General features: G+C 47.7%; 25 protein-coding genes and 1 riboswitch. Of the genes, 13 read left to right on the forward strand and 12 right to left on the reverse strand.

What is annotated here, in order from left to right; genetic code table 11:
* Nucleotides 1-26: 26 nt before the first annotated feature.
* The 3 genes from QMA39_RS00225 to fdhA all read left to right on the forward strand — a co-directional run bounded on the left by QMA39_RS00225 (nt 27) and on the right by fdhA (nt 2,361).
* The gene (locus QMA39_RS00225) at nt 27-170 is read left to right on the forward strand and encodes a hypothetical protein (RefSeq protein WP_281657659.1); all 144 of its coding nucleotides are present in this window, start codon (nt 27-29) and stop codon (nt 168-170) included.
* A 182-nt stretch (nt 171-352) separates the two neighbouring features.
* Nucleotides 353-979, forward strand: a complete 627-nt coding sequence (locus tag QMA39_RS00230) for an FMN-dependent NADH-azoreductase (protein WP_027953631.1) — start codon at nt 353-355, stop codon at nt 977-979.
* 167 nt (nt 980-1,146) lie between these two features.
* The gene (gene fdhA, locus QMA39_RS00235) at nt 1,147-2,361 is read left to right on the forward strand and encodes a formaldehyde dehydrogenase, glutathione-independent (RefSeq protein ID WP_281657660.1); all 1,215 of its coding nucleotides are present in this window, start codon (nt 1,147-1,149) and stop codon (nt 2,359-2,361) included.
* Nucleotides 2,362-2,438: 77 nt separating this feature from the next.
* Here the strand turns inward: fdhA and QMA39_RS00240 are convergent, their stop codons facing one another.
* From QMA39_RS00240 to QMA39_RS00260, 5 genes are all read right to left on the reverse strand, one after another.
* Nucleotides 2,439-3,908, reverse strand: a complete 1,470-nt coding sequence (locus tag QMA39_RS00240) for a sodium:solute symporter family protein (protein ID WP_027953633.1) — start codon at nt 3,906-3,908, stop codon at nt 2,439-2,441.
* Nucleotides 3,909-4,130: a DUF3311 domain-containing protein gene (locus QMA39_RS00245; protein ID WP_281657661.1), complete on the reverse strand. Its 222-nt coding sequence runs from the start codon at nt 4,128-4,130 to the stop codon at nt 3,909-3,911.
* Nucleotides 4,127-5,737 (reverse strand): amidohydrolase, encoded by a 1,611-nt coding sequence (locus QMA39_RS00250; protein WP_281657662.1) that lies wholly within the window; start codon nt 5,735-5,737, stop codon nt 4,127-4,129. Before QMA39_RS00250 ends, QMA39_RS00245 begins: the two co-directional genes overlap by 4 nt.
* Before the next feature lie 13 nt (nt 5,738-5,750).
* Nucleotides 5,751-6,986 carry a Zn-dependent hydrolase gene (locus QMA39_RS00255; protein WP_281657663.1) on the reverse strand — a complete coding sequence of 412 codons (1,236 nt, stop codon included), beginning with the start codon at nt 6,984-6,986 and terminating at the stop codon, nt 5,751-5,753.
* A gap of 154 nt (nt 6,987-7,140) precedes the next feature.
* On the reverse strand, nt 7,141-7,890 hold the full coding sequence (locus QMA39_RS00260; protein WP_027953637.1) for an MBL fold metallo-hydrolase: 750 nt from the start codon (nt 7,888-7,890) through the stop codon (nt 7,141-7,143).
* A gap of 119 nt (nt 7,891-8,009) precedes the next feature.
* Between QMA39_RS00260 and QMA39_RS00265 the strand changes: the two genes are divergently transcribed.
* Complete coding sequence (locus QMA39_RS00265) at nt 8,010-8,417, forward strand: Lrp/AsnC family transcriptional regulator (RefSeq protein ID WP_206931835.1); 408 nt, start codon at nt 8,010-8,012, stop codon at nt 8,415-8,417.
* Here the strand turns inward: QMA39_RS00265 and sda are convergent.
* Nucleotides 8,404-8,625 carry a sporulation histidine kinase inhibitor Sda gene (gene sda, locus QMA39_RS00270; RefSeq protein ID WP_206931837.1) on the reverse strand — a complete coding sequence of 74 codons (222 nt, stop codon included), beginning with the start codon at nt 8,623-8,625 and terminating at the stop codon, nt 8,404-8,406. The two genes, QMA39_RS00265 and sda, sit on opposite strands and share 14 nt — an antisense overlap.
* Nucleotides 8,626-8,635: 10 nt before the next feature.
* Nucleotides 8,636-8,719, reverse strand: a riboswitch (cyclic di-GMP riboswitch).
* 268 nt (nt 8,720-8,987) lie between these two features.
* On the opposite strand from sda, the gene QMA39_RS00275 reads away from it, so the two are divergent.
* Nucleotides 8,988-10,073 (forward strand): diguanylate cyclase, encoded by a 1,086-nt coding sequence (locus QMA39_RS00275; protein ID WP_281658358.1) that lies wholly within the window; start codon nt 8,988-8,990, stop codon nt 10,071-10,073.
* A 30-nt stretch (nt 10,074-10,103) separates the two neighbouring features.
* On the opposite strand, the gene QMA39_RS00280 is transcribed toward QMA39_RS00275, so the two are convergent.
* From QMA39_RS00280 to QMA39_RS00295, 4 genes are all read right to left on the reverse strand, one after another.
* Nucleotides 10,104-10,265, reverse strand: coding sequence for an aspartyl-phosphate phosphatase Spo0E family protein (locus QMA39_RS00280; protein WP_084162951.1), 162 nt, complete (start codon nt 10,263-10,265; stop codon nt 10,104-10,106).
* Nucleotides 10,266-10,354: 89 nt separating this feature from the next.
* Nucleotides 10,355-10,813 carry a DMT family transporter gene (locus tag QMA39_RS00285; RefSeq protein ID WP_027953641.1) on the reverse strand — a complete coding sequence of 153 codons (459 nt, stop codon included), beginning with the start codon at nt 10,811-10,813 and terminating at the stop codon, nt 10,355-10,357.
* Nucleotides 10,814-10,825: 12 nt separating this feature from the next.
* Nucleotides 10,826-11,254, reverse strand: coding sequence for a DMT family transporter (locus QMA39_RS00290; protein WP_027953642.1), 429 nt, complete (start codon nt 11,252-11,254; stop codon nt 10,826-10,828).
* Nucleotides 11,255-11,326: 72 nt separating this feature from the next.
* Nucleotides 11,327-11,644 (reverse strand): metalloregulator ArsR/SmtB family transcription factor, encoded by a 318-nt coding sequence (locus QMA39_RS00295; RefSeq protein ID WP_027953643.1) that lies wholly within the window; start codon nt 11,642-11,644, stop codon nt 11,327-11,329.
* A gap of 137 nt (nt 11,645-11,781) precedes the next feature.
* Between QMA39_RS00295 and QMA39_RS00300 the strand changes: the two genes are divergently transcribed.
* Complete coding sequence (locus tag QMA39_RS00300; protein WP_027953644.1) at nt 11,782-12,006, forward strand: hypothetical protein; 225 nt, start codon at nt 11,782-11,784, stop codon at nt 12,004-12,006.
* Between the two features lie 31 nt (nt 12,007-12,037).
* On the opposite strand, the gene QMA39_RS00305 is transcribed toward QMA39_RS00300, so the two are convergent.
* Nucleotides 12,038-12,226, reverse strand: coding sequence for a YjzC family protein (locus QMA39_RS00305; RefSeq protein ID WP_027953645.1), 189 nt, complete (start codon nt 12,224-12,226; stop codon nt 12,038-12,040).
* A 246-nt stretch (nt 12,227-12,472) separates the two neighbouring features.
* Here QMA39_RS00305 and QMA39_RS00310 point away from each other — a divergent pair, with 246 nt between their 5' ends.
* The 3 genes from QMA39_RS00310 (at nt 12,473) to QMA39_RS00320 (ending at nt 14,893) form a co-directional block, all read left to right on the forward strand.
* A complete protein-coding gene (locus QMA39_RS00310) occupies nt 12,473-13,099 on the forward strand; it encodes an FMN-dependent NADH-azoreductase (RefSeq protein WP_027953646.1) in 627 nt (208 codons plus the stop codon).
* 110 nt (nt 13,100-13,209) lie between these two features.
* Nucleotides 13,210-13,749, forward strand: a complete 540-nt coding sequence (locus QMA39_RS00315; RefSeq protein WP_027953647.1) for a YcxB family protein — start codon at nt 13,210-13,212, stop codon at nt 13,747-13,749.
* 514 nt (nt 13,750-14,263) lie between these two features.
* Nucleotides 14,264-14,893 carry a fumarylacetoacetate hydrolase family protein gene (locus QMA39_RS00320; RefSeq protein ID WP_281657664.1) on the forward strand — a complete coding sequence of 210 codons (630 nt, stop codon included), beginning with the start codon at nt 14,264-14,266 and terminating at the stop codon, nt 14,891-14,893.
* A gap of 212 nt (nt 14,894-15,105) precedes the next feature.
* Here the strand turns inward: QMA39_RS00320 and QMA39_RS00325 are convergent, their stop codons facing one another.
* A complete protein-coding gene (locus QMA39_RS00325) occupies nt 15,106-16,737 on the reverse strand; it encodes an acetolactate synthase large subunit (protein ID WP_281657665.1) in 1,632 nt (543 codons plus the stop codon).
* Nucleotides 16,738-16,986: 249 nt separating this feature from the next.
* Between QMA39_RS00325 and QMA39_RS00330 the strand changes: the two genes are divergently transcribed.
* The 4 genes from QMA39_RS00330 (at nt 16,987) to QMA39_RS00345 (ending at nt 23,116) form a co-directional block, all read left to right on the forward strand.
* Nucleotides 16,987-18,819, forward strand: a complete 1,833-nt coding sequence (locus tag QMA39_RS00330; protein WP_281657666.1) for a PTS mannitol-specific transporter subunit IIBC — start codon at nt 16,987-16,989, stop codon at nt 18,817-18,819.
* 601 nt (nt 18,820-19,420) lie between these two features.
* A complete protein-coding gene (locus tag QMA39_RS00335; protein WP_348646582.1) occupies nt 19,421-21,514 on the forward strand; it encodes a BglG family transcription antiterminator in 2,094 nt (697 codons plus the stop codon).
* Nucleotides 21,515-21,528: 14 nt separating this feature from the next.
* The gene (locus QMA39_RS00340; RefSeq protein ID WP_281657668.1) at nt 21,529-21,966 is read left to right on the forward strand and encodes a PTS sugar transporter subunit IIA; all 438 of its coding nucleotides are present in this window, start codon (nt 21,529-21,531) and stop codon (nt 21,964-21,966) included.
* 1 nt (nt 21,967) lies between these two features.
* On the forward strand, nt 21,968-23,116 hold the full coding sequence (locus tag QMA39_RS00345; protein WP_281657669.1) for a mannitol-1-phosphate 5-dehydrogenase: 1,149 nt from the start codon (nt 21,968-21,970) through the stop codon (nt 23,114-23,116).
* Nucleotides 23,117-23,146: the final 30 nt, after the last annotated feature.

Here is a 23,146-nt window from a genome sequence, read left to right on the forward strand (position 1 = left end):
ACAGAAATGCAGAGGAGGCGTGCCGCATGAAGGATGCACCTTATCATTACGATGGAAGTGTTCAATCAAAGGGAAAATATGAGCAGCCGGAGGAAGTTGTGATTCCAAAGGACATCAGTCGTCATCTGTCTGGTAATCCATATGTGAATCAAGAGGACGACTCGTTGTAAGAAGAAACCACATAAGATTGGACCCAGCCTGTAGAAAACTTCTGTTTTCCTACAGGCTGTTTTCATGCCTTCAGGTGATCATTCCGCTCCTTTTTCCATAATTTATTGCTTTTCTGTTGTAGTAAGTTTCCTTCTTTGCTGCACACTAATGAGCATCAGAGAATGGAAAGGAACGATGAACCGTGGCTGAAGTGCTGTATATCACAGCCCACCCTCATGATGAAACTGCTTCTTACAGCATGAGTGTCGGCAAAGCATTTATTGAGCAGTATAAAACCGCAAACCCAGAGGATACGGTTACGCCGATTGATTTGTATAAGGAGTCCATCCCTCACATCGATGCGGATATTTTCAGTGGCTGGGGGAAACTGCAGTCCGGAGGTGAACTCACCCCGGACGAGGAAAGAAAAGTATCCCGGCTGAAGGAATTAAGTGATCAGTTTACGAGCGCTGATAAATATGTCTTTGTAACACCTATGTGGAATTTCTTTTTTCCACCGGTTATGAAAGCCTATATTGATTCCGTTGCGGTGGCAGGGAAAGCTTTTCAATATACGGAGGAGGGTCCTGTTGGTCTGCTGACGGATAAGAAAGCCTTCCATATCCAGGCGTGCGGCGGCATTTATTCTGAAGGACCGGCCGCAGGAATGGAGATGGGGCATCGGTACCTCAAGACCGTCATGCAGTTTTTCGGTATTCCCTCGATTGAAGGGTTGTTCGTTGAAGGGCATGCGGCTATGCCTGATAAAGCCGGGGAAATAAAGTCGACAGCTGAAGCGAGAGCCAAGGATGCCGCAGAAACGTTTTAAACTTTCAAGATCCGCTGGACAGGCGGGTCTTTTTTTGTGAAAAAATGACAGAATATTGTTTTAATTATGGGATAAATGGGAAAATAATACATGTTATATCTTTAAATCATGTCACGGAATTCAGCAGCCGACGCTTAAGGGAGTCTATTATTTTGAGGAGGAACGAAATGGCTACAAACAACCGGGCGGTAGCGTACACAGGAAATGGCGGCGTAACGGTCAAGGAAATCGAATTCCCCGAACTTGTCCTGAAAGATGGGCCGGGTGTGAATCCGAAGAATGTCGGGCGCAAGTGTGAACATGGAGTCATTTTAAAAGTCGTCTCCACCAACATCTGCGGAAGTGACCAGCATATGGTCCGTGGACGGACGACGGCACCGGAAGGGCTCGTGCTCGGCCACGAAATTACAGGAGAAGTCATTGAAACAGGAAGAGATGTCGAGTTTGTCAAAAAAGGGGATCTGGTGTCTGTACCTTTTAACATTGCGTGCGGAAGGTGCCGCAATTGTATTGAAGGGAAAACCCACATCTGCCTGCATGTGAATCCCGACCGACCTGGTTCAGCGTATGGTTATGTCGACATGGGTGGATGGGTAGGCGGCCAGGCAGAATATGTGATGGTGCCTTACGCAGATTTTCAGGTTCTCAAGTTTCCGGATAAAGACGAAGCGATGGAGAAAATCCTTGATTTAACGATGCTCTCAGACATTTTCCCGACGGGATTTCACGGTGCCTATAAAGCTGGTGTGAAAATGGGTTCCACTGTGTATATCGCCGGCGCGGGTCCTGTCGGGCTTGCTGCTGCTCACTCCGCCCAGCTTCTCGGTGCGTCTGCTGTCATCGTCGGTGACTTGATTGACGAACGGCTGGCGCAGGCGGAGAGCTTCGGCTGTGAAACGATCAACGTTGGAAATCATGACAATATCTCTGAACAAATCGAACAGATTCTTGGTGTTCCTGAAGTGGATGCGGCTGTAGACTGTGTCGGTTTTGAAGCTCACGGCCACAACCATCAGGAAGCACCGGCAGCGGTTTTGAACTCCATTATGGACGCAACAAAAGCAGGGGGCGGACTCGGTATTCCCGGGCTTTATGTAACAGAGGATCCCGGTGCATCTGAGGAAGATGCACGGCGTGGACTGCTTAAGCTCGATTTCGGGCTAGGCTGGGCTAAAGCGCAGTCGTTTGCGACCGGGCAGACGCCTGTCATGCAGTATCATCATGGATTGATGATGTCGATATTGAAAGGAAAAGCCGACATTGCGAAAGCGGTCAATGCCACCGTCATCGGTCTTGATGAAGCCCCGCGCGGCTATGAGGAGTTTGATGGGGGAGCCGCTAAGAAATTCGTTTTGGATCCTCACAATCTGATCCGTACGTAAAAATGAAAACGCATCCCTCATTGGAGAGGGATGCATTTTTTTATGAGAGAAAAAGCTGGACATGTGTTCTTCCGCTATCAGGATCCGACTTTGCGGTACTCCTCCGCCATCGGAAGCTCCTTTCCTTGTGTGAATCCGCTGATGATGACGACAAGGCCGATGTTGCAGATCAGGCCGAGAATCCCTGGGTTAATATCCAGCGGTGTAGTCGGTGCAACGAGCTGGAAATAATAGTTCACGACTGTACCGGTGATCAACCCTGTAATGACCGCGGGTTCTGTGACTTTCTTCGAATAGAGCGCTCCGTATACGCCCGGGGCGAACTGGACGATTGATCCGTATGCACCAAGCAGGAGGGCAATCAATCCCTGGCCTCCAAAAACAGTAATCACATAGGCGAGTCCCCCAATGACAAACACACCGATCCGCATGATTAAAAGGGTGGTTTTGGAGGAAAGGTCGCGCTTGATATTCTTTACAAACCCGTCGGTAAATTCGAGGGAAGCACTGTGAGTAATGGCATCGGCTGTACTCATGGCTGCTGCCAGGGCACCGGCTCCGACAAGACCGTACACCCAGCCTGGCAGTGTAAGGACCGTCGTGATCAAGTAAGGGAGAATCTCGTCAGGTGATCCAATTTGGGACGGATCAATGACATTGACAGCTGAAAATCCGACGAACAACAAGGGGATCAAGAACAGGGCGAATACAGGATAGACGAGAACGGTCTTCTTAATGGTCCGTGCTTTCGTGGCATAGGACTTAGAAAATAAATGAGGCCACATGAGAAAGCCGATGGTGGAAACGAGAATCGTTGTCGTATAAGCCATCGCACTCATCGTGGATCCCTCCGCGCCGATCTGAAGGAAGCCCGGAGCGGTCTCTGTTAAATTCCTGAACATATCTGGAACACTGCTGTGGAGCTGGTTCACAATGGTCAATCCTACCGTCCAGGAGATAATGATCATTAGAATGCCCTGGAAAACATCTGACCATGCGGCTGCCCGCAGACCGCCGGTTGCTACATAGACGACGACAATGCCGTAGGACAATAAGGCACCGAGCCAGAAAGGAATGCGGCCCTCTGTCATAATGCTGAAGATGTAAGCCATTCCTTTCATTTGAGTAGCCAGATACTGGATAGAGGCGAGCAGGGCAATGATTCCGATCATCATGGCCAGCACACGGCTGGAATAACGCAGCTGCATGAAGCCGGCGACGGTATATATGTTATGTTTCCGTCCGATCCGTCCGATTTTCGGACCAATGATGTACCAAGGTAAAATAGCGAAAGCGGTGTATGTGATGATATAAAGCGCTGGAGCACCTCTGGAGAAGGCCCACCCCGGAGCCCCGAGGAAAGAGAAGGCACTGAAGACGGCTCCCCCCATTAAAAACCACATGACGAAGAGACCGAGGTTCCCTTTAGCTGTCGTGAATTCTTCCAGAGACTGCTTATCCTGATTGCGGCCGGCAAGTACGCCGATCAATAATGCGATGACAAGATAAGCGATCATCATAATCATTGCAATCTGCCACTGAGCCATTTACTGGACCCCCTTTTCATCTTTGTCCGGATCGAGACGATAAAGAAATAATACAATGATAAAGGTGATCAGGATCCAGAAAATCACCCAGAATACCGAGAAGGGGAGACCCATGATGAAGGGCGTCTCCCGGTTACCAAGGGTGAAAAGCGGGAAAACCATCAACAGGAAAGGGATGGCGAGGGATAGACAGTAGATTTTTATAAAGCGTTGTTTACTCAATAGACGTCCTCCTTTTGTAACGTATACACGGTTTTTCCATTCAGGATGGTCATTTCGACCTGCATATCCGGAAGCTCGGAAGCAGGACATTTCATAATGGAACGATTCAGTAGGATAAGGTCGGCCGCTTTGCCTGGTTCCAGCGTTCCCTTCCTATGTTCTTCTTGCGAAGCGTAAGCGCCTCCCCACGTATAAGCCCGGATCACCTCCTCTAGTGGAGCCGTCTGGTTTTCTCCTATGATCCGGCCGCTTTTACTGCGCCGGGTGACCGCTGCATACAGGCCGTAAAAAGGATTTGGAGTGGTAATCGGACTGTCTGACCCAATGGCGTAAGGAATGTATGGATCCGAATAGCTTTTTAACGGGAACATATGGTTGATGCGTTCTCCATAATCTTTCTCATAACCATCACCGAATTCATAAAGGAACGATGGGTTCGGAATAGGAACCGCTCCGGTGTTTCGAATCCGTTCGACGAGGTCGGAAGGTGCGATTCCTGCATGCTCGATCCGGTGGCGGGGAATAGCTGCTGGTGCCTGATCGAGCGCTCGCTCAATGGTGTGCAGCATCATGTCTACGGCTTCATCGCCCATCGCATGAGCGGTTATCTGCCAGCCACGACGGTGGGCCTCCAGAAGTGGTCCGTCGAGTTGATCCTGGGTGATGTATAACATACCTCTGTCTTCGGGGTTGCTGTTATAGGGTTCTCTTGTACGGCAGGTAGGACCGCTGCTGCTCCCATCAATAAAAAGCTTCGCCGGTCCAATTTTGAACCATTCATCACCAAGGCCTGTTGAAATGCCGCTTTCCAATCCCGCACGAACCATTTCCGGAGCGTTGGACAGGGAACCGTACAGAGCATAGACGCGCTGCTTCACGATGCCTTGCTGGACAGCCTGCTGTAAATAGCGGATATGCTTCGTCCCATAACCGCCGGCATCATGAACACTTGTAATGCCGTAGGATAAGAAGTCCTGAGAAGCAAGCGCTAATCCGTGGAGAACTTCTTCTTCACTGTAATCCGCGTGCTGGAAGACGGTCATATGAGCGGCTTCCAGCAGCAGGCCGCTCAACTGTCCGTTGATTTTGTGATAAGACCCGCCCACCGGGTCTGGAGTGGTTTCCTCGATTCCTGCCATCTCCAAGGCTTTGGTGTTTACGCAGGAGATGTGTCCGCACGTCCGGACGACTATGATCGGATGGGAGGTGGACACTTTGTCCAAGTCCCACTTCGTTAGATGCCGATTCTCGGCCAGTTCGTTTTGATTGTAGCCCCAGCCGCGCACCCATTGGCCTTCAGCAGTTTCCGCAGCCCTTTCTGTCAGTGCCTTCAGAACTTCAGGAATCGTCCGGGGTTTTTTACAGTTGACACCGAGGACATTCGTTCCGTAAAGCTCGAGGTGGACATGGGCGTCAATGATTCCGGGCATGAGCGTTCTCCCCTTTAGGTCGACAACCTCTGTGTGGGCGCCGGCGGTTTTCATGATTTCATCGTTCTTTCCCGTTTTGAGGATGCTTTCCCCCTGGACTGCAAGTGCGTCATACACATGGAAATGTTCGTCCGCTGTGACAATTTCACCGTTTATAAAAATTTTGTCTGCGTGCATACGTTCCCCCTTTCTAAGCTCCGGCAATTTCCATCGCTGTATGATAAAGCAGTTCCACCCCTTTTTGTAGATCTTCCATTTCTGCATATTCCAGCGGGTTATGGCTGATCCCTTTTTCACACCGCACAAAGATCATGCCGTAATCACTGATATAGGACATGAACAGGGCGTCGTGAAACGGACCGCTCATGAGGGTGGGAGATTGATAACCAAGCTGTTCATCGTGCTTCTTCATAATCTCTTTAATCCAGTCCGCGCAGTAGCGGGGATCACTCTTGGTATCTTCTGTAATGGAGTAGTCGAGGTTCAATTCTTTACTTGTTTTTTCTATTAATTGATAGAGTTTTTCTTCCAGGCGGTTTCTCGCGTCCAGGTCGATATCCCTCAAATCAATGGTGAACTCGACCTTTTCGGCAATGATGTTTCTGGAGTTCGGGAAATTCTGGATGCTTCCGACCGTTCCGACGGTATTTGGTGTTCCTTCCCTGAGGACAAGTTCATTGAATTCTTTTGTAATGATGGCAGCACCGAGCATGGCATCCTGTCTTAAATGCATCGGTACAGATCCGGCATGGCCGGCGAAGCCTTCCAGGGTCACCGTAAGCCAGATCGGTCCGGAGATGGCTGAAACGATGCCTACAGGCTTATCTTTTGATTCAAGGACAGGCCCCTGTTCAATATGAAGCTCTAAAAAAGCTTCAATATCACCTGGCTTGTAGACGGGACTTTCCGATAAATCCGGCTCGACACCGAATTCCCTTAAAGCCTCGAGCCGGGTCATCCCGTTTTTATCTTTTCGAAGTATCTCCCCTTCCTCCAGCTGACCGATGAGGCCGCGTACACCAAATACCCCTTTGTTAAATCGGGATCCTTCTTCATCAGCAAAGCAGATCACTTCAATCGTGCGTACCGGCTTTATGTTTTGCTCTTTCATTGTATGTACAACTTCAATCGCTCCAAGAGCTCCGGCGGTTCCATCAAAACGGCCCCCGTACGGCTGGGAATCAATGTGGGACCCCATCATGAGAATAGGTTGATCAGGCTCGGTGCCCTCTGTACGACCGATCAAATTGCCGAAACCATCAATTCTGGTCGTCAGCCCGGCTTCTTCCATCCATCCTTGTACGACATCAACCGCTTTCCGGTCATCCTTGGAATGGGCGAGCCGGTTCACACCCGTTTCTCCAATTTTCCCGATCTCCGCAAGTGTCATGAGATGATCTTTATACCTGTCCTGATTGATCTGCAACAATCATCGCCTCCTTTGTTTTTATCACTATATCAACATCTGAATTGTCTGACAATTAACATAATGTAAAACGCTGTTGGATATTGGTGGAAGGTGTGACTATTCCTTTTGTCAGGCATAAAAAAACCCTCCGGCAGGTCCGGAGGGAAAAGGATCAAAAGGTCAGCGTCTCTCCATCCTCAGGGATGTGAATAGACGGATAACCGCTCGTATAAGACTTCAACTCTTCTCTAGTTAACAGGCAGTGGTTCAGGGATTCCATGTGCACAGCGAGTATCTCGGACTCTGGTGCAGCCTGGGCGGCAGCTGTGACATCTTCTTTCGTCATCGTAATCGGCCCGCCCTCTAAAAATTGAGCGGCCCCCGCGTTCACTACGATGACATCAGGACGGCGGGAGGCCAGCGTCTGTTCGACTTCTTCATACCAAACCGTGTCCCCGGCAATATAAAGACTTTTCTCACCGTCTGCTTCAAAAAGGAGACCGGACACCTTTCCCGTTATAGCTGTCATTTCTTCCGATCCGTGACGTCCCGGGGTGCGGGTAATCCGGATGCCTTCTATATCCACACCATTTTGGAAGGAGTGGACATGGGTGAATCCTGCGTCCTGCACAGCTCTCACGTCTTCCTCATTTTGAGCGAACAGAGGCGTTTCTTTGGCTAGAACAGCCTTCGCTTCGTCATCAAAATGATCAGGATGAAGGTGGGTGATGAAGACAGCGTCCACATCGGTCAGACTTTCGGCATCAACAGGCAGGGGGGCGGTCGGGTTCCTTAAATCCTGATGCGGCGAATTTGGAAAAGCCGGCATCGCTCCCTGTGTGGAAAGGAATGGATCGATTAAGAAGGTTTTTCCTCCATAGTTCAATTGTAATGTTGCATTTCGAATCAGCTTGATTTTCATAAAGCCTTCCTCCTTTTATCTCTGTTGACAATAGCGTACTATGAAGGGAAATAGGAGTACACCGCATTAATCAAGTGTTTGGCTGAAAAGAGTTGAAATATGAAAGGAAGGCAGAAGTCATGGACAAAACCGATGAGAAAATTATAGAAGAGCTGAAAAAAGATGGCCGGATGACGATGAAGGAGCTGGGAGCTCATGTCCATCTCACAGGACAGGCAGCAGCGGCAAGAGTCTTGAAGTTAGAAGACGAAGGGCTGATTGAATCCTATACAGTCCGCGTGAATGAAAAGAAGATGGGCTATCCTGTCCACTGTTTTTTGAATATCTACACAGACAGCCTGAATCATCAACCCTATTTTACATTTCTCGAGAACCATCCATCATTCGTCAGGAATAATTATAAAATCAGCGGGGAGGGGTGCTATTTACTGGAATGCCGTTTTCCTTCCAATGAGGTGCTGGATGAATGGCTGGTAGAGCTTAATCAACGGGTGAGCTATAAATTATCCATTGTCATCCGTAGCTAGAGGAGCATTCAATGGAGAACCCCCTGTCTTTCAACTCTTTACAGATAAGGTAAAGAAAGTCTTGATCCAGACCCATCTCGGCAGCCTGACGGTAGGTCAGTAGGAGAAGGGGATCCGACAAGGTTTTGATTGACGAAGCTTTCAGGTGAACGATTTGTTTTTTGTTATCGTCACTGTTTTCCATAGGACGCGGGGGTGTTTTACTCATGGTTATGCCTCCTGAGCGGAGCCGGTTGCACTACTCACTCCCTGTGATTCAAGTGCCCACATTAAAAATCACAGTTCATCGTGTCTCGTTTATTTTATTTTGATACGTATACCCTTCCATTCACAAAAGGAAACGACCTGAACATCAGGGGGCTGTTTCTTATAATCGTCGTTGTTTATACTCTATTATTACCACAAAATGACTGATTTTGTAATAGGAAGAAAGACCGTGATGCACAGATGTGTATACGTTTTGTACATCTTCTTTTACAAAGGAATGACAATTTTCATAGACAAATCTGTTGGAAGATGTCGATAATAGAACAAATGGGTGCAAGAAGAGAAAGAGGGATGAGGTTGTTTGTGATCATTCAGGAATTTTTTATAAATATCTGCATCGTAATTGCCCTCGTTTTTATGTATCTGCAGGTTCGGTGGACGAAACTGCTGCCTGCGGTTTCTAAACAGAACAGTCAGTGGATCGACGGGGTTGCAGGCGGATTGCTTGGCATTTTGCTGATGTATTTTTCTATACAGGTGACAGAACAGACGATTATTGATCTGCGCCATCTCCCCGTCATGCTTCTGCTCTTATACATAGGGATCCGCCCGGCTTTGTTGAGTGCTGTCATCATTGCTTCCGGACGGCTGTTGTATGGGGTCAATCTTTCTTCGATGGCCGCTGTCATCTTAATGATTTTCTTGTTTATCGGTTATATGTGGCTGTACCAGAAGGTTCATCACAGGGAGAGTCCGCTCAAATCCTCCTTTCAAATGCTGCTCTGGTCGAACATCGTCTTTTCGATTGTCATTTCCTTGGTAATCAGGGACTGGGGCACACTGCAGTTTCTCATTCCCATCTACTGGCTGATTTCATTTATCGGTGGGATGCTGGCTTCCTACCTCGTCCATTACCTGCGGAGGTCTCATTATCTTTTTAAAACGTATGAAGAGCAGTCATCCGTCGATTATTTGACTGGGTTATATAATGTGAGGGAGTTTGACCGCCTCTGGAACCATAGTGTGAGAAACGCCGTGGAAAAAGAGGAAGCGTTGACTCTGCTTGCCATCGACATTGATTTCTTTAAGCGCGTGAACGACACATATGGGCATGCGGCCGGTGATGAAGTACTGCGGCAGCTGGGGAGTACCTTGAATGAGGTAACCCGATCCTTTGATATCGTATCTAGAAACGGTGGAGAAGAGTTCACTGTTATCCTTCTGGACTGCAGCAATGAAGCCGGCAGGGCGAAAGCAGAAAGCATTCGGCGGACGGTGGAACACCAAGAGTTTCTCCTCCCTGATGGAGAAAAGATTTTCATTACGGTCTCTATTGGGGTGAGTACATATCCTGACCATGTGTCAACAGCGAAGGGATTATTGGAAAAAGCGGACGAGTCGTTATATGAGGCGAAACACTCGGGGAGGAATAAAGTTATATCTGCATGAAAAAGGATGCCTGTGAGTCAGGCATCCTTTTTATTTTGTTATTTGTTCTAAACGATTTAACAGGTCATCAAGCTCCTGGGAGATTTTGAGGAGTTCTTCATAGCTGCGTCCATCTTCATAGGCTTCATACATTTTAGCCCGGACGCCTTCGATCTTTTCATTCAAGTTTGACAAAAAAGTTGTATTCAGCATAAGACACCTACCAAAGAGACCTTCCACTATAGTGGAAGGTCTTATTCATAGTGATAGATTATACAGAAGGTTAAAAACTTCTACAAATTTTATGCCTTTTTGATCTGCTTTTTATCGGCTTTATATATCAGCCAAAGAGCGGCGAGTAGAAGGATGAACGCTGCGATACGCTCCCCGTCCAGGGGAATTCGGAGTCCTCCGAACCATCCGAAGTGATCGATCAGAATTCCGGCGCCGAGTTGTCCGATGATGGTGGAAATGTTGGTGGCAATGACACCGATCTGCGGAACAGCGAGAACGGTGAGAAACAAGTAGCCGACTCCGAACCATACAGCACTCAACTGCCAGGCAGGAGCCTCCAGAATTTTCATAACGTCGCCACTGCCGAAGAAAAGGACGAGCAGAGCAAGCATGAGTGCTCCTGTTATAAAAGTGAAAAAGGTCGTTTCATACGTGCCGGCTTTTCTGCTTAATGCTCCATTGATGGAGCTTTGTGAACTGAGTAGTGTACCCCCTGCCACAGAGGCGGCGATAATCAGTAAGCCCATAAGAATCCTCCTTTAATAAATGAGAAACAGTGATATAGTCATCAGGACAACAGCAAAGATTTTTTCTTTAGGAACAGGAGCGGCCCGGCTTCCAAGCCATCCTCTCGATTCAATCAGCAGACTCATGAGAAGCTGCCCGACAATGACACTGATCATGGCGGCACCTACACCGACCACCGGTATGGCAAAAATTAATATAGTTAAATAAATGATGCCCAGCAGTCCGCCGCTCATCTGCCACCTGGGCGCTTCGGTGGTGGCAGAAAGCTTTCCTTTACCAAAAAAGAGTACAATAAGTCCAAGAATGATGGATCCGGCTGCGAAATTATAAAAGCTGCTTTCAAGTTTTCCAATGGTCTTTCCGAGTTCTCCATAAACAGCTCCTTCGATACTGAGGGAAATGCCTGCCATCAGAGCAATGAAATAAATCCAGATTTTCATATGAAAAGTTCCTCCTTTGAACTCATATCTACATATCTAAAATTATCGATATATCGGTGGTAAAAAAAGAGCTTAAAGCTCTCTTTTTATAAATTCCGCGACTTCCTCAATTTTTTCCTCACGTCTCCGGTAATAGGTCCATTTGCCATGGCGTTCGGATTCCAGCAGTCCGGCATGCTGCATCATCGCCAGGTAATGGGAGACCGTCGACTGGGAAAGGGCGGCTTTTTCCTGAATATCTCCGACACAGACGCCGCCTTTTTCATTGATGTTCTTAGATAGATGAGCGGTCGGCTTATCGAAATGCTTTTCAGGATCTTTCAACCACATAAGCATATCCAATCTTGTCTGGTTGGCTAATACTTTGAAGATATCGATGTAATTTTTCATAGGCCTATATTAATCGAGGATTATCGATATGTCAACGACCGTGCCTTTCAACGGCCCTCTTGTCATAGAGAAGTGGCATGTTTCTATTTCTTCTACATAACCTACTAGTAACAAGACTAGACGAGGAGTGATCAAAAATGGGTTTCACATACGGGAAAACAGAACTGATCCAGGAGCTGCAGGAGCTTTTTGCAAGGCATAACGTTCGTTCCGTTGAGGTGAAAGAACCGGGAACCTTATTTTTAGTAGAGGCCGATGGCTCCCTTTCCATTGGTGTGAGGGCCGCCATCACATCTTTTGAAGAGAAACCAGGCGCCAAAGGCAGTCGGTTTAAAGTGATCCAGGGGAAGAAAAAAACCTGAACCCATTTATCAAAGGGGTTCAGGTTTCTTTTTATTTGGCTTTTTTCCAATAGGCTGCTTCCTTACTTGAACGGAGAGGTGGGAATGTATCACCGCTGCTGAGTTCGATATGTTTTTCATCTTCCGTAACGTTATTATTCTTGCGGCCATCGGCTAAACCATCAAATTCATAAGTACCTGATTCAGGAGCTTTTTCGCCTGTCTTATAACGATCTGCCATACGTATACATCCTTTCCATTTAATGATTTCCTGTGCGCACATTAGCTCTATATCCGGGTTTTCTTCGTGTTAAACCATTTTGGATAAAAATGGGTATTATGTCGTATGTGCATCCCTGAGTGCGTGATGATTGACATATTCAACGAAGAAGATTATTATGATGATTGTTATATAGTATGTATAGCAACATTATGAATTCGAACTAAATAGGCGGAAGGCCTGAATATATGCTGGAGGGATTTTTTAATGACAAAAGTATTGTTTGTTAAAGCAAATTCTAGACCAATTGAACAATCCGTGAGTGTGAAGCTGTATCACACGTTCCTGGATCATTATAAAGAGAATCATCCGGATCACGAAATTGAAGAGCTGGATCTGTTTGAAGAAAATCTGGGGTACTACAATACCGATAAAATCAACGGCATGTTCAAACTGTCTCAAGGGATGGAATTGACTCCCAACGAAGAAGCAGCCACGAAGACAGTCAATGGATATTTAAACCAGTTCCTGGAAGCGGACAAAGTCGTTTTCGCCTTCCCATTGTGGAACTTTACGATACCGGCAGTTCTTCACACCTACTTTGACTATCTGGCTCAAGCAGGTAAAACGTTCCGTTATACGGCGGAAGGACCTGTTGGGCTGCTTCCTGATAAAAAAGTGGCTGTTTTGAACGCCCGAGGCGGTGTTTATTCCGAAGGACCCGCTCAATCTGCTGAGATGGCGGTTAACTACGTGGAAAACATTCTTGGTTTCTGGGGCATATCAGACATTACGACGCTCGTTATTGAGGGGCATAACCAATTCCCAGACCGTGCGGAAAGCATCATTGAAGAAGGTCTGGAAAAAGCAGAAAAAGCGGCCGTTTCCTTCTGACTTTTTCAACGCATCCCATAAATTGGGCTGCGTTTTTTTAAGCATAATGGTTGCTAAAGGTCAGGATAACCCCTACTCTTAGCATAGACTTTTAAAAGGGAGGGTACACCATGAATATCCAGAAGGGAATTCAAATCAGCGGCATTCTTCAATTGAACGAATTTAAGAAATGCCACGCTTTTCATTTTAAACGCATGAAATTATGGACTTTGTTCAGCACAATGGTGCTGTTTACGATATTGTTTTACGGATCTGTGGATGGAGCCTGGTGGCAGAAGGGACTGGTTTCTATAGGATATGCCTTGATCCCGGCTGCTTTTGTCTTCCTGATCATGATGTTTGTCCTCCATCTCCGCTCGACAGGCGTTTACAAAGCCGATTATTATGCTAAAAATGCATGGACGTATACGATTGATGATAAGGGCATTACCGAAAAGATAAAAAAGCAGAGTCACTGCTACTTATGGAAAGAAATTGCGACGTTGAATGAAGTGTCAACGATGTTTGTCCTGTATACGAAGGATAAGCAGACGATCATTCTGCCGAAACGATATTTTGCTTCCGTCGAACAGCAGCAGGAATTCAAGGATTTCGCTGACCGTCATCTCAGAAAACAACCATATAAACGCTGGATTCCAGCTTCCACGTAAACGCAGAGCTTTTTGCTCTGCGTTTTTTGTTTGTAGAAAAAGCCTGAGTTAACCATTTAGAGTTGTTTATGATGAAGGCTGTCTGCCGGAATATGAAAAAGATTGTCCTCCATCCAGCAAGGGTGAGCTGGATGGAGGACAATCTTTTTCGATTTTAATGAACTCCCAAGGAGCGGTGCCCCTTCCACTCCTGCGGAAGAACGAGTGGTCCGAGATCGCCGAGCGTGGGTTTTGCGAGGAAGCTCGGGCGCTCGTCCGCGGAAAGGGAAGGGGCTTTCGCTCCTGGCGGTAAGAAAGAAAAAAGCTTGTAAAGAAACAGGGGTCTCTCTACAAGCTGTAAACGCAGAGCCTTTGCTCTGCGTTTTTTTATGGTAATGGATTGCCTGCTTGTTGAAAAACGTGCAGAGGGTGGAAAATTTGTATACATTCGAGGGATATTCCGTAAGCGCTCCAGGTTCCTGTGCTAAACTGGAGAAAGCAGGAAAACAGGAAAACAGGGAGGAGTTGAAAGAAGATGGAGGAAATCCGCAACATCTTTTGTGTAGGGCGCAATTATAAAAAGCATGCGGAAGAGCTTGGCAATCAGGTGCCGTCAGAGCCGCTCATTTTTATGAAGCCGACCCACGCGTTACATACAACGGAGGGGGAAGTCCACTTACCATTTGAGCAGGGGGAGATCCACTTTGAAGGAGAGTTGGTTGTAAGGATGAGAGAGGACTACCATCCGGATAAACCGCTCGATGCAATGCTCGACGGCATCGCCCTCGGCATCGATTTCACAGCGAGAGATGTACAGTCGAAGCTCAAGGAAAAAGGTCATCCCTGGACAATGGCGAAAGGCTTTCCTGGATCAGCTGTAGTCAGTCGGTTTGTGCCTTTCCCAGGGGAAGAGGCTTTTCGTGAGGGGGCATTTTCCCTTTTTAAAAACGGAAGAATCGTTCAGAATGGGTATCCGGAACGAATGATTTTTTCCCTGCGGGAGCTTATTGACGTGATCGGAGGCCGTCTCGGGCTCGGCCAGGGAGATATCATTTTCACGGGTACACCGGAAGGAGTAGGACCTGTTGCGCGTGGGGATGTTTTTACATTTGAGATGGAGTCGGGAAGTCAATCATATGCCTTCGGACCTCTTCATATCCAGTAAAGAAAGCAGAGAAAAAGTATAGGTCTTTTCTAGGAGCTACCCCTTTTATATGAAAAGAATCTCTTGGACATGTTCTTACATACATGGGGAACAAGAAGAAAAAGAAACGATCAAAAAAGCTGCCGATAAATTTCTCGACAGCCTGGAAAGCGGAGCCATCAGGCTCCGCTTATTTTTATTCATTCATTGAAGCTGCTTTCCTGTCCAACCACTCAGTCGCATTGGATTTGGTTTAGTTTTTCCGTCAACTTCATATTTTCACCGTAATCGACAGGACAATCAATCAGTACAGGCCTGTTTAAAGAAATGGCGTGTTGAAGGGTTTCTGTAAGATCATCACCCTTCTCTACTGATAGAGCTTCAAAACCGAATGCTTCTGCCAGTTTGGGGAAGTCGGGGTTTCCGAAACCTATATGAGAAGAGCGCTCGAATTTCTTCTTCTGATGCCATTCAATCAATCCGTAGCCTTCATCACGCCATAACAGAATGATCAGAGGAAGCTGGAGTCTTACTGCCGTTTCCATTTCTGCTTCTGTCATCAAAAGAGAGCCGTCACCACACACGGCTACAACCGTTTTATCCGGGTGAGCCAGCTTAGCTCCTACAGCGCCGGGTACAGCTACTCCCATGGAAGCAAGCCCGTTGGAAATCAGGCACGTGTTAGGTAGGGCGGCCGGATAGAGGCGGGACATCCACATTTTATGTGCGCCCACGTCGGAAATAACGATGTCCTCATCCTTCAAAGTCAGGCGCAGGTCGGAGATGATTTTCTGCGGTTTCAAAGGAAAGGAGTCATCATCTTTATGGGCGTTCATATCTTCAAGCATCTGACTGCGCACATGTTCCGCCCATGAAAGGTCCCGCTCCTGACTTGAGAGGGATGTATTCAACTGAGCCAGGTTTTTACGAATGTTCCCAATGACATTCACCTTGACAGGATAGTGGGAATCGATTTCAGCTGTTGCCGTATCGATATGGAGGACAGGGGTGCGGCCGGAAGGGTTCCAGCTTTCCGGAGGTGTCTCTGCCATATCAAAGCCGATCGTGATGATTAAATCAGCTTTGCTGAATCCGCAGGTAATGTAATCTGTCCCGCTACCTGCTGCAAATAGATTGTGTTCATGCTTCCAAGAGAGTGCCCCTTTTCCCATGAAGGAGTGGACAACAGGAATGGAGGCTTTTTCGGTCAACTCCTTGAGTTCCTCAGAAGCTCCTGCCCTGGTCACTCCATTTCCGGCTAAAATGAGTGGAAACCGTGCTTTCTTTATGATTTCCGCTGCTTCCTGGATCACGGACGTTTCTGCTGTCGGCAGAGTGGAGCGGCTGATTGGCAGCGGAGCGCCCTCTACTTTGGTTTCGGCAATATCTTCGGGAAGATCGATGTGCGTCGCCCCCGGTTTTTCCTCCGCGGCAACTTTATATGCTTTCCGTACGGCCTCCGGGATCATTTCACCTGTCTTGATCTGGGCATTCCATTTGGTCACAGGTTCATAAATATCGACAAGGTCATAGTACTGATGGGACTCTTTATGCTGACGATCAAGGCCTGCCTGACCGGTAATCGCAATCAATGGGCAGTGGTCCATGTTTGCGTTTGCCACGCCTGTTAATAGATTGGCAGCACCGGGCCCGAGCGTGGCCAGGCAGACACCGGGTTTTCCGGTCAAACGTCCATACGTACTTGCCATAAAAGCTGCACTCGTTTCGTGTCTTGCTGTGACAAATTGGATGGATGAGTCCAAAACAGCATCCATCACATCAATATTTTCTTCACCCGGCACGCCGAACATGTACTCGACGCCTTCATTTTCCAAGCATTGAATCAGTAGTTGAGCTGCATTCATCGTCCTATTCCTCCTGTCCTTATTATCTTGTGTAAACGTTCCCTGTGAGCAGAAACTCAAACAAGATCTGGAATCGAATGCCAGTTTCGATGAATGTGGAAAGCTTGTAAACCGCGCCATGACAGCTTTTTTAATCCTGTCATGACATCTGTGACAAACATGCGTTTAGATTGTCTTGAGATAAGAGTTGTAACCGCTTTATCATAAGGTTACAGAAGAAACACACGAAAGAGACGAGGAGGAAACATTATGAGTGAAAAGCAGCAAGCTGGTTTCCGTGCCCGGGTACAGAAGTTTGGCAGCTTTTTAAGTAGTATGATCATGCCGAACATCGGCGCATTTATTGCATGGGGACTTATTACCGCCTTATTTATACCAGATGGATGGTTTCCAAATGAAGATTTAGCCGAAATGGTCGGTCCGATGATTACCTATCTCCTTCCATTATTGATTGGTTTTACAGGTGGACGTCTTGTCCACGGTCTGCGAGGAGGAGTGGTTGGTGCGACAGCGACGATGGGGGTTATCGTTGGAGCAGACATTCCGATGTTCCTTGGAGCCATGGTGATTGGTCCATTCAGTGGCCTTGTCATCAAATATGTAGACAAACTGTTTGAAGGTAAAGTGAAATCCGGTTTTGAAATGTTGATCAACAACTTTACGGCCGGTATTGCCGCAGGTATTCTTGCTATCATTGGTTATTATGTGGTCGGACCGGTTATGGCTGGTCTGACAAATATCCTCGGAAGTGCTGTAGAGTTCCTGATCGGTGCCGGACTGCTTCCTCTGGTCAACGTCTTTATTGAACCAGCGAAGATTTTGTTCCTGAACAACGCCATCAACCACGGTATCCTGAGCCCGATTGCAGTGGATCAAACGCAGGATCTTGGAAAATCAATTCTTTTCCTGCTTGAGTCCAACCCAGGACCTGGACTTGGTGTCCTGTTAGCCTTTACGATCTTTGGAAAAGGGGTTTCCCGCCAGACAGCACCTGGAGCTGCAATCATTCATTTCTTCGGTGGGATTCATGAAATCTACTTCCCTTACATTCTATCCAAGCCGGCCCTGCTTCTAGCTGTTATTGCAGGTGGTGTATCAGGGACAGCAACCTTTGCCGCTCTTGGTGTCGGACTGACAGCTACACCGTCCCCGGGTAGTATTATCGCTATCGGGACATTGACAGCACGTGGAGATCTATTGGGAGTCATTGCAGGTGTATTGATTGCCGCCCTCGCTTCCTTCCTTGTTGCTTCCTTGATTCTGAAGCTGAGCAAGAAAGAGGACGAAGATGATTTGAACCAGGCGACAGCTCAAATGGAGCAGATGAAAGGGAAGAAGAGTTCTGTTTCCAGTCAGTTGACCAAGGATGAAGGAACACAAGAAGCTTCTAAAGAGCAGGCTCCTTCTGGAAATACAGAAGAAGTTCCATCTGTACGTGAAGGGGATATTGACCGGATCATCTTCGCCTGTGACGCCGGTATGGGGTCCAGTGCGATGGGAGCATCTCTTCTCAAAAATAAATTCAAAAAAGCAGGCATTCATATTGATGTGACGAACATGGCGATCAATGACCTGCCATCTGATGTGGACATCGTCATCACGCACAAAGATTTGACAGAGCGTGCCATGCAGCGTGTACCAGGAGCCCATCACATTTCCGTGGACAACTTCCTGAACAGCCCGCGCTATGATGAGCTTGTCAATGAACTGCAAAATGATGAGAAGCCTGAAGAATCCCAGGAAAAAGCGCAGCCTGCGCCATCTGGAAATACCGGAGAGGTTCCAGCCGTGGATGAAAAGGAAATTGACCGGATCATCTTCGCTTGTGACGCCGGCATGGGATCCAGTGCAATGGGAGCTTCCCTTCTTAAGAACAAATTCAAAAAAGCAGGGATCAACATCGACGTAACAAACATGGCGATCAATGACCTGCCATCTGATGTGGACATCGTTATCACGCACAAAGATTTAACAGAGCGCGCGATGCAGCGTGTACCGGGAGCGCACCACATTTCCGTGGACAACTTCCTGAACAGCCCGCGCTACGATGAATTGGTCAATGAATTGAAAGAAGACGAATAAGCACGAAGTAAAGGAAGCCCACGCGGCTTCCTTTTCAGCTTGTAGAGAAACCCCTGTTTCTTTACAAGCTTTTTTTCTTTCTTACTGCCAGGAGCTCAAGCCCCTTCCCTTTCCGCGGACGAGCGCCCGAGCTTCCACGCAAAACCCATGATCGGGGGTCTCGGACCGCTCGTTCTACCGCAGGAGTGGAAGGGGCACCGCTCCTAGGGGATTCTTTAAAACGCTCATCCTTGCTGGATGGAGGACAGACTTTTTCATGTTCCGGCTGGCAGCCGTCATCAGCGCCTGTTCTTTTCCACGCAAGCCGCAACAGCGCAGCTCGTGCCGTTCTTTTGAGTATGCGAACCTGCTTAGTGCACAATCTCCCTCCTATATGTTCTAATGTCGGCAGGAGGAGCGTTCGGTGATGGTGCCTGCGGGAACAGCACGCGTCTGGTCCATCTGTGAGCGTTCTGTTGGAGGATGTTTTCTTTTTTAATTTTGTCACAGCCATCGTGACGATAGTGGGTTTACTTTCTGTTGAAAACCCTTACGAACCGGGCTAAGATGGAAATATAGAAAATAAACTAATTAAATGTTGTCAACGAGGGAGGTGAGGCAGATGTATGTGACAGCCCGCGAAAGAAAGATTTTAGAGCAGCTTTTTTCGAGGGAAGAGACCGTGACGATCAAACAGGTGGCTGAGGATCTCGGTATAAGCACGAGAACCGTCCACCGTGACTTGAAGGGAATTGAAAGTGTTCTTGAGGAGTACGGGCTCCATTTATCCAAACAATCCGGAGGCTGGCTGACTCTGGAGGGCCCCTTTGAAAACCGCCGACAGTTCAAACGGGAGCTTCACCAGCAGGAAACGGTGGATTATACGCCGGAAGAACGCCAGGTGCTTATTTTATCGAAGCTGTTGGAATCGCGTGAGCCCGTGAAATTGTCCGCTTTAGCTGCGGATTTAGGAGTAACGTCAGCGACCGCCAGCAATGATCTTGATAAAGTGGAAATCCATTTGGAGAGTTTTGATCTTACGCTTGTCCGCAGGCGTGGGTACGGTGTGGAAGTCAACGGAGCTGAATCGGGTATCCGTAAGGCGATCAGTTCGCTGATCATGAAACACTTGAATGAACTGGATTTGTTCTCGATTCTTCAGCAGAATATGCAGGCGGAGAAAAAGCCTGTTTCCTCCATTTCCGGTCAGGTGCTTGAATTTGTTCAGCCGGACAAGCTGACGCTTATTGAAACCCATGTTGATCAATTGAGGGACAAACTGCATTATCCACTCGCAGACAGTGCCTATATTGCTCTGGTCATCCATCTTGGGCTTGCGATCGAACGGATTCAATACGGGGAAATCATTCTTATGGAAGAAGAACAGCTGGATAAGCTCCGGCACTCCAAGGAGTTTGAATTTGCCAGGGAGCTGACACGGATGCTGGCGGATGCGTTTCAACTGGACATCCCGGAAGCGGAGACAGGTTTCATTACGATGCACTTGATGGGAGCCAAAGCGCGTTATGACCGTCATTCGGTACTAGAAGATTCAAGTATGAGCGTAGCGTTCAAGACGAAACAGCTGATCACAGAAGTTACGAAACGGACAGGCATCCATTTTCAACAGTCCGACCGCCTGCTCCACGATTTGGTGGCCCACCTGAAGCCGAGTTTATACAGGCTTCAGCACCAGATGGGGATTGAGAACACGTTTACCGATCAGATGATGGTGGATTACCCGGAGCTTTTCGTCCATATCGAAGAAAGTCTTGCTGAAGTTTTTCCTGATCTTTACTTTCCGAAAGAAGAAGTGGCCTTTGTTGTCATGCATTTCGCCTCCGCTCTCTTAAAGTTGGAAGGCAGAAGGGGACTGGATATCCTTGTTGTCTGCTCAAGCGGAATCGGGACAGCTAAGATTCTGGCCGCCAAGCTTCAAAAACGATTCCATGAGATAGAAACCGTAGAGCACCGTTCTCTTTTTGAGCTGAAGGATATGGTGAAGGAAAATTATGATGTGATCGTTTCTACGATTGAACTCCCGGATATAGAAGACTATGTCAGGGTGAGCCCGGTCCTGCCGCAGAAGGATGTTCATAAGCTGGAGCACACCATCCGGCGTGTCCAGGTGTTTCAGCATTTGAAAGAAGCGAAAAAGGATTCGAAACCCTCGTTGACCCGGGTGGACTTCCGGCAGGTGAGAGACAGGCTGAAAAGCTGGAGGAGCTTTGCTGATGTTATTGATCATCTGCTGAACAGGCTCCGTGTTCTGGAGGCAGATGGTTATGATATACCCAGTGTGTTGACAGCGATGACGGATCGCTTGGCTGCAGACGGTGTCATTCCAAACGGTCCTGCTGTTCTGGAAGCCTTGTTGGAACGGGAGCAGAAAGGCGGGCTCGCCATCCCTGGTACATCCCTTGCGTTGTACCATACACGCAGTGAGTCGGTGAAAGAGCCCTCCTTTACAGTTAACTTCACTCATGAGCCGGTGAAGGCTGTCGATATGGGTGGGGAACACGCTGACGTACACACCATTCTGCTTATGCTCGCACCGGCGGATATGAGCAGGGAGGGTCTCGAAACACTGAGTTACTTGAGTTCGCTGATTGTTGAGGAGGAAGAATGTGTGGCTGTTCTGGAATCCAGAGAGGAAGACACCATCGTCAATTACCTCAGCACAAAGCTTTATGAATATTTACAAACTAAACAATAAGAGGAGAATGAATCATGTCTAACAACATTTTGACAAAAGAAAACATTGAACTGAACCAAACCCTGGCGACGAAAGAAGAAGCGATCCGTTATGTAGGCGGTATTTTAAATGGTCAAGGTTATGTAGAGGCGTCCTATATTGATGAAATGCTGAAACGTGAAGAGCTGACTTCCACATACATGGGTAACTTTGTAGCGATCCCTCATGGTACAGAAGGTGCAAAAAAAGCGGTACTTGAAACAGGGATCAGTGTTGTGACGGTACCAGAAGGTGTGGATTTCGGAGGCGGAAACATCGTGAAGCTGTTGATCGGTATTGCTGGTAAAGGCGATGAGCATCTTGAAATTCTTTCTCAAATTGCGATTGTATGTTCGGAAGAAGAAAACGTACAAAAGTTAATTGAAGCAGAAAGCAAGGAAGAAGTCATTCAAATGTTCAGCGAGGTGGAATAACATGAAGGCCGTTCATTTTGGAGCAGGAAATATCGGCAGAGGGTTTATCGGGGCTCTGCTGGACCAGTCAGGATTCGAAACGATTTTCGTCGATGTCAATGAAACGCTGATCAATCAGTTGAATGAACGCCGGAGTTACACGGTGGAGCTTGCCGGCTCAGCTGAATCCCTGGAAGTCCATCACGTTTCCGGTTTGAACAGTATCCAGCAGGAAGCGGCCGTTATTGAAGCGATTGCTGAAGCGGATCTGATTACGACAGCGGTCGGCCCCCACATTCTCTCTGTCATCTCAGGCCTCTTAGCTAAAGGCTTGAAGCAGCGCAGCCGGAACAACGGTGGTTCTGTGAATGTGATCGCCTGTGAGAACATGATTGGTGGTAGTGAATCGTTAAAAGCCTCCGTTCTGGAGCATCTTGAGGGTGATGAAGCGGACGCTGTGCTTGCAGAAACAGGTTTCCCGAACGCAGCGGTCGACCGTATTGTTCCTGACCAGTTTAACGAAGATCCGCTGGCCGTCAAGGTAGAACCTTACTATGAGTGGGTTGTGGAAACGCCGGCAATTAAAGGAGAGCGCCCGGCTGTCGAAGGCATTACCTATGTCAGTGATCTAACGCCGTATATTGAGCGGAAATTGTTTACCGTGAACACGGGGCATGCGGTTCCTGCTTATCTCGGCTATTATTATGGTCATAAAACGATTATGGAAGCGATGAATGATCCAAAAGTGAAGGATGTTCTTCGTGGTACGCTTGCTGAAACAGGGGCCGTTCTTGTAGAGAAATACGGCTTTGACAAAGAAACACATCAAGCGTATGCCGATAAAATCATCGAGCGCTTTGAAAACCCGGATCTATCTGATGAAGTGACCCGCGTCGGTCGTGCCCCGAAAAGGAAGCTTGGACCGAAAGACCGTCTGATTCGTCCAGCCTTCGAGTATGCTGAACGTATGAACGAAGAGCCGTCCCACCTGGCAGAAGTTATTGCTGCCGCCCTCTTGTATGATTATAAGGAGGATCCGGAAGCAGCTGAAATCCAGGAAGAATTGAAAAACGAAGGACTTCAATCCACGTTGGCCCGCGTTTCAGGTCTGGACGCCGGTCATCCGCTCGTCCAGCTCGTAGAACAGAAATACAATCAAATGAAAGCATAAAAACAACCCCCGTCCAGTGTGTAAGCCTGG

The organism is Halobacillus sp. Cin3 (genome assembly GCF_947311855.1).
Lineage (GTDB): Bacteria > Bacillota > Bacilli > Bacillales > Halobacillaceae > Halobacillus > Halobacillus kuroshimensis.

Excerpts from the sequence above, each read along its gene's own strand:
- QMA39_RS00280 (WP_084162951.1), bottom strand. The coding sequence starts at position 10,265 with ATGCTGAATACAACTTTTTTGTCAAACTTGAATGAAAAGATCGAAGGC.
- QMA39_RS00265 (WP_206931835.1), top strand. The coding sequence starts at position 8,010 with ATGGACAAAACCGATGAGAAAATTATAGAAGAGCTGAAAAAAGATGGC.
- sda (WP_206931837.1), bottom strand. The coding sequence starts at position 8,625 with ATGAGTAAAACACCCCCGCGTCCTATGGAAAACAGTGACGATAACAAA.
- QMA39_RS00260 (WP_027953637.1), bottom strand. The coding sequence starts at position 7,890 with ATGAAAATCAAGCTGATTCGAAATGCAACATTACAATTGAACTATGGA.
- QMA39_RS00310 (WP_027953646.1), top strand. The coding sequence starts at position 12,473 with ATGACAAAAGTATTGTTTGTTAAAGCAAATTCTAGACCAATTGAACAA.
- QMA39_RS00250 (WP_281657662.1), bottom strand. The coding sequence starts at position 5,737 with ATGCACGCAGACAAAATTTTTATAAACGGTGAAATTGTCACAGCGGAC.
- QMA39_RS00330 (WP_281657666.1), top strand. The coding sequence starts at position 16,987 with ATGAGTGAAAAGCAGCAAGCTGGTTTCCGTGCCCGGGTACAGAAGTTT.
- QMA39_RS00305 (WP_027953645.1), bottom strand. The coding sequence starts at position 12,226 with ATGGCAGATCGTTATAAGACAGGCGAAAAAGCTCCTGAATCAGGTACT.
- QMA39_RS00320 (WP_281657664.1), top strand. The coding sequence starts at position 14,264 with ATGGAGGAAATCCGCAACATCTTTTGTGTAGGGCGCAATTATAAAAAG.
- QMA39_RS00285 (WP_027953641.1), bottom strand. The coding sequence starts at position 10,813 with ATGGGCTTACTGATTATCGCCGCCTCTGTGGCAGGGGGTACACTACTC.
- QMA39_RS00295 (WP_027953643.1), bottom strand. The coding sequence starts at position 11,644 with ATGAAAAATTACATCGATATCTTCAAAGTATTAGCCAACCAGACAAGA.
- QMA39_RS00345 (WP_281657669.1), top strand. The coding sequence starts at position 21,968 with ATGAAGGCCGTTCATTTTGGAGCAGGAAATATCGGCAGAGGGTTTATC.
- QMA39_RS00340 (WP_281657668.1), top strand. The coding sequence starts at position 21,529 with ATGTCTAACAACATTTTGACAAAAGAAAACATTGAACTGAACCAAACC.
- QMA39_RS00300 (WP_027953644.1), top strand. The coding sequence starts at position 11,782 with ATGGGTTTCACATACGGGAAAACAGAACTGATCCAGGAGCTGCAGGAG.
- QMA39_RS00225 (WP_281657659.1), top strand. The coding sequence starts at position 27 with ATGAAGGATGCACCTTATCATTACGATGGAAGTGTTCAATCAAAGGGA.
- QMA39_RS00325 (WP_281657665.1), bottom strand. The coding sequence starts at position 16,737 with ATGAATGCAGCTCAACTACTGATTCAATGCTTGGAAAATGAAGGCGTC.
- QMA39_RS00335 (WP_348646582.1), top strand. The coding sequence starts at position 19,421 with ATGTATGTGACAGCCCGCGAAAGAAAGATTTTAGAGCAGCTTTTTTCG.
- QMA39_RS00315 (WP_027953647.1), top strand. The coding sequence starts at position 13,210 with ATGAATATCCAGAAGGGAATTCAAATCAGCGGCATTCTTCAATTGAAC.
- fdhA (WP_281657660.1), top strand. The coding sequence starts at position 1,147 with ATGGCTACAAACAACCGGGCGGTAGCGTACACAGGAAATGGCGGCGTA.
- QMA39_RS00290 (WP_027953642.1), bottom strand. The coding sequence starts at position 11,254 with ATGAAAATCTGGATTTATTTCATTGCTCTGATGGCAGGCATTTCCCTC.
- QMA39_RS00240 (WP_027953633.1), bottom strand. The coding sequence starts at position 3,908 with ATGGCTCAGTGGCAGATTGCAATGATTATGATGATCGCTTATCTTGTC.